Annotated in this window: 6 protein-coding genes and 1 pseudogene; 5 read left to right on the top strand and 2 right to left on the bottom strand. The window is 31.8% G+C overall.

Features of this window, described 5'->3' with window-relative positions; translation table 11 throughout:
• The 4 genes from J7K39_00130 to J7K39_00145 all read left to right on the top strand — a co-directional run.
• The coding region (locus tag J7K39_00130) for a hypothetical protein (protein MCD6178287.1) at positions 1 to 324 on the top strand (324 nt) is incomplete at its 5' end.
• A gap of 254 nt (positions 325 to 578) precedes the next feature.
• Positions 579 to 1,232, top strand: a complete 654-nt coding sequence (locus J7K39_00135; protein ID MCD6178288.1) for a hypothetical protein — start codon at positions 579 to 581, stop codon at positions 1,230 to 1,232.
• A gap of 26 nt (positions 1,233 to 1,258) precedes the next feature.
• On the top strand, positions 1,259 to 1,621 hold the full coding sequence (gene tnpB, locus J7K39_00140; GenBank protein ID MCD6178289.1) for an IS66 family insertion sequence element accessory protein TnpB: 363 nt from the start codon (positions 1,259 to 1,261) through the stop codon (positions 1,619 to 1,621).
• Between the two features lie 143 nt (positions 1,622 to 1,764).
• The gene (locus tag J7K39_00145) at positions 1,765 to 3,144 is read left to right on the top strand and encodes an IS66 family transposase (protein MCD6178290.1); all 1,380 of its coding nucleotides are present in this window, start codon (positions 1,765 to 1,767) and stop codon (positions 3,142 to 3,144) included.
• On the opposite strand, the gene J7K39_00150 is transcribed toward J7K39_00145, so the two are convergent.
• A complete protein-coding gene (locus J7K39_00150; protein MCD6178291.1) occupies positions 3,129 to 3,566 on the bottom strand; it encodes an integrase catalytic domain-containing protein in 438 nt (145 codons plus the stop codon). The two genes, J7K39_00145 and J7K39_00150, sit on opposite strands and share 16 nt — an antisense overlap.
• Here J7K39_00150 and J7K39_00155 point away from each other — a divergent pair.
• Positions 3,554 to 3,754: pseudogene (locus J7K39_00155) on the top strand (Txe/YoeB family addiction module toxin). The gene J7K39_00150 and the pseudogene J7K39_00155 overlap by 13 nt on opposite strands.
• A 224-nt stretch (positions 3,755 to 3,978) precedes the next feature.
• Here J7K39_00155 and J7K39_00160 read toward each other — a convergent pair.
• On the bottom strand, positions 3,979 to 4,848 hold the full coding sequence (locus J7K39_00160; GenBank protein MCD6178292.1) for a DUF4382 domain-containing protein: 870 nt from the start codon (positions 4,846 to 4,848) through the stop codon (positions 3,979 to 3,981).
• Positions 4,849 to 5,079 lie beyond the last annotated feature (231 nt).

Genomic DNA, 5,079 nt, shown 5'->3' on the forward strand with positions numbered 1-5,079 from the left:
ATATTAATATTGCCGGGTTTGGCTATTAAAATTAGTACAGATCTTATTCTGTATTTCACCTATAAAGTAAAACCTAATTGGTTAAAATTAAAAATATTAATGATGGCTATTCTTGCTGTTAATGCATTTATTTTTTTAGTACCAATGATGCCGGAATTGGTTCAATTAGCTAAAGAATCTATCCCAAAAGGAGAATTAAGTCAGGAATTTATATCTAAAGAACACACTGAACAATTGGTTGGCCAAGCTAATGTAATTCCGTTGTTATTAGAGCTTGTCTTAGGATCTTTTAAACCAAAATTAGGGAAGGAAAAAAGTAAATAATTTTTTTGCACTTATCTTCATTTATTACTTTAATAATCATCTCATTCATTTATTCTAAATATATTAGCCTTGTAAGAACACATTTTACAAGAACATGAAATATTAGATAAAAAATGAATTCAAAAGAAAACAGCAATTATAAACAACTTAACCCAACTAATGCTTTAAGAGACTTTGTTGATTCTTATTGAGTATCTAATAATATAACTAACAAACCTTTAAAACGTGTAATATTTCCTGATAGTTTTTTTAAATTGGTTGTTACTTTAGTCAATAATAAAACATCTATCGTTTTTCTTACTGGGTTATGGACAAAAGAAAGTGAAATTATAATTCCTGCGAATGCTACCATTTATGGAATCAAATTTAAAATACTTGCTTCTGAATATATTTTTCAAAGAGAAATTGCTTCTTTAATCGATTCACAGGAAATTTTAGATCCTTCTTTTTGGGGTATTAAAGATATGGAATTGGACAGTTTGCAAAATTTTGTTACTCAAATTGAATCTGTTGTTATAAAAAGGCTGAAACAAAATAAGGAGATACAAAGTAAAAATCTTGCCTTATCACAACTTCTTTACAGTTCTAAAGGAAATATTCTGGTAAAAGAAATCTCTGAAAAAACAAACTGGAATAGCAGGTCAATCAACAGGTATTTTACAAAATACTTTGGTATACCTTTAAAAAGCTATTTAAATATTCAAAAAATATATAAGGCTTATGTTCCAATAATCAATAAAGAATTTTTTCCTGAAAAAGGATTTCATGATCAATCTCATTTTATAAAAGAAGTTAAAAAGCACACCAATAAAACTCCAAAAGAACTAGAAAAAGAAAAGCATAATCGATTTATTCAATGTAAGCATACGGTCTTTCACATATTGCGAGAATATTTCAAAATGATTTAATTTGTGATTCACTAAAATCATGAATTATGTTCACCTTATCAAGTACCCATAAATTTCATTTATATACAGACGCTACAGATATGCGAAAGAGTTTTGATGGCCTTAGCGGACTTATCCATGAATATTTAGAATCTACTCCAAAGGTTTCATCTGTCTTTGTCTTTATCAATAAGAGAAGAGACAAGGTAAAATTACTCCATTGGGTAGGCAGCGGATTTCTACTATACTACAAACGATTGGAAGAAGGTACCTTTGAGCTGCCACAATATGAAATAAACCGGAGTTTGATCCGGTTGAGCTACACACAAATGATCATGTTAATCGATGGGATAAGCATTGTAAATATTCATAAAAGAAAGCGATACTTACAGTCTAAAAAAAGCATATAAACCCTTATGTTTATTAGGTTTTCATAGTGTAAATTTGTATCTTCACACTTGTGATAACAGGGGTAAAAAACATACAAAATGAGGTTGTTTCAAAAGCAGAATACGACAAACTTTTACAAGAGTACCAATCTCTAAAAATACAATTGTCCGAACTTCAAAGAATGATCTTTGGCAGTAGAAGTGAGCGCTTTGTACCTGTGACTGATGGTCAAATAGATTTATTTACCGGAACAGCTTTAAGTGAACAAGCAAAAGTACAGAAACAGGAGATTAGTTACACCCGAACTGTTGGTACAAAGAAAAAGCAAAAACCCATCCGTACAGAAATACCTTCACACTTACCACGAGTAGAAGAAGTTATTGAACCTTCAGAAATAGAGCCTGGTTCAAAAAAAATAGGAGAAGAAATCACTGAGATCTTAGAGTATAATCCTGCTAATATTTATGTTCGTAGGATAATACGTCCGAAATATGCAAAGCCAAAAAATACTGGAGTCGTTATTGCACCCATGCCATCTTTACCAATACCAAGATCAAATGCAGGAGCAGGAATGTTAGCACAAATAGCGGTATCAAAATTTATAGATCACTTACCCTTTTATAGGCAAATACAGATATTTAAGCGACAAAGACTAAATATTAGTCCATCAACCATTGGAGGTTGGTTTAATGCCACATGCACTTTACTGGAACCCCTTTATGATACTCTTGAAAGACATGTATTACACAATAGCGAATACTTACAAGCAGATGAGTCTCCTATAGGAGTACAAGACTCTCATAAAAAGGGATCATTGCACCAGGGTTATATGTGGCTGTTTAGGAATCCGGAAAATAGTTTGGTTCTATTTGTTTATAATAAGGGGCGGAGCCGGGAAGCACCTGAAAAAGTATTAGAGAATTTTACAGGAACGCTTCAAACAGATGGATACAAAGTATATCAGGCATTAAACACTAAAGGAGATATTACCCTTTTGGGATGTATGGCGCATGCAAGACGCTATTTTGAAAAAGCATTGGATAATGACAAATCCAGATCAGAGCATGTACTTAAGCAAATACAAAGACTATATGCTATAGAGCGAAATGCAAAAGAAAGAGAGATTAACCACAATATGCTAAAGAGATATCGTCAGATATACGCTCTTCCTGTTATCAATGAAATAGAGATCCGACTGAAAGAAATGAGCTTTGAGGTTCTTCCTAAAAGTGCTATTGGAAAAGCCATTGCGTATACTTTGAATATTTATCCAAACTTAAAAAGATATATTGAAGATGGAAAATATGAGATTGACAACAACAATATTGAAAATGCTGTCAGACCTTTAGCGCTGGGTAGAAAAAACTATTTGTTTGCCGGCTCTCACCAATCTGCTCAACATGCGGCAATGATGTATTCTTTCTTCGCTTCCTGTAAAGCAAATAATGTTAACCCTTTTATTTGGCTCAATGATATCTTGAATCGATTGCCAGAATATAAAGCAAATAAAATTGAGGAGCTTCTTCCTCATAATTGGATGTAGTTAAAAATGTAAATCAAAAATCCAGTAGTGTACTTTGCCGTACGCTTACGTTTTGTTTTTAAAATAGCCATATCATCCGATACTTTTCTATCCAGTATTTTGGCATAATGCTGTGTGGTTTTTAAAGATTTATGACCTAACATTTTACTTACAGATTCAATTGGTACACCATTGGAAAGGGTTACTGTAGTGGCAAAAGTATGGCGAGCCAGGTGAAATGTTAGATTTTTATTGATCTTACATAGATCTGCTATTTCTTTTAGATAAGCATTCATCTTCTGATTGCTCAATACAGGTAGTAATTTGCCATTATTTATTTGATCAGGGTGTTTTTTATATTTCTCTATGATATCGTTGGCTGTTGGAAGGATAGGGATATTGCTCCTGGTATCTGTTTTTGTTCTTTTAAATGGTACTACCACTGATTTCTTGCCGCTTCTTTAAAAGTTGTATGCGAACACCTTTTGAAGGCAGAGGAAAACCAGAAGCTTTAAAATGAGATTTGCAAGGTTATTGGTCAAGGAGAATAACATCAGAACATCGGCTAGTTTATAAATATGAAAATGAAGAAATATTGATAGCAGCTTGTCGTTATCATTATGGAAAATAAAATCACTAAAATCACCTTGCTATTTCCATTATTCAATTACAAAAACTTGCACTAATTATTATTGCAAGTCTAGAGGATAGTAGATATGCCAGACAATAAAATTGATTTAATTTACTTATTCAAAATTATCATTATTTCCCTTTAGAATACAATAAGTAACAAAAGATCCTCCTTATTTCTAAAGAGGATCTTTTCATTAATTCTATTTTTTTTTAATTTTATATCTAATTCACTGGAACTTTTAATTCTATAGTTCCAGTATCTGAAACCTCACCAACAATTACATTAATTGTTCCTGATTCATAATTGATATAATTAATATGCTCAATCTTGATTTTATAATCTCCCGGATCAAGTCCTCGAATTATAAAATTACCATTTCCATCAGAAAATGTTCCTGCTTCTTCTACACCATCAATTGTATATGCACGAACCTTAGCTCCCTTTAAAGGAACTGGACCTACACCATCGCCTTCCATTGCTGGTCCAACTACTTTACCCTTAATTGAGCCTGAATTAACTTCAGCATTAACTCTAATTACTGGTTTCAATAAGTACTTACCTGAATTTCCTGCTTTAACAATTGATTTATCAACATCCCAATCAAGAATAAATGTATAAGAATAACCAGGTTCTAATTGTGTATTTAATTTAATTTTTAAACCGGATTGCTGAGCACTTGGTGTATCCAGGTGAACAGGATCAGATTTACCTTCAATTAGCAGTGTATTGTTATCTCCCAAAACCAAACGTACTTCTTTTAACATTCCTGAAGGAATAATTACATCTGATAATAATAGTTCTTCTCCTCCAATGAGCTCAGTTAGATCTACAATAATTGGTGTAAAATCATCTGGAGTAATACTCGTCCAACCACCTCCATTTTCAGGACTATTAATAAGAACATCTATAATTTCTATATTCACTTCTTCATAATCCCCTGGAACATCAACTAATTTCAATTGAACTCTTGCAGTATTATCAATGGTTTTGTCATTGTCATTACTGCAACTTTGAAATCCGAATAATGCAATCATAATTATTGCGATAAGTAATACATTTTTTTTCATAGCTTGAAAATTTAATTTGTTCATAATAATTTAATCTCAGAGGAGTAAATGTAATTGCAATTTCTAAAGCATTTCTAAAGGTGAGTTTTGATTGAATTGCAATATCAAATAGAACGCATTATTGTTACTTTTATTGCAATTGAAACATGTTGTTGGGTCTTTACTGGGTCTCTGCACTCCATATAAACAAAAGGATATAACGATTAGTTCTTGTTGATTACTTCTATAAAAACAACTTCCAAAACATAATTAAAT

The organism is Bacteroidales bacterium, from assembly GCA_021157585.1.
Taxonomy (GTDB): Bacteria; Bacteroidota; Bacteroidia; order Bacteroidales; family UBA12170; genus UBA12170.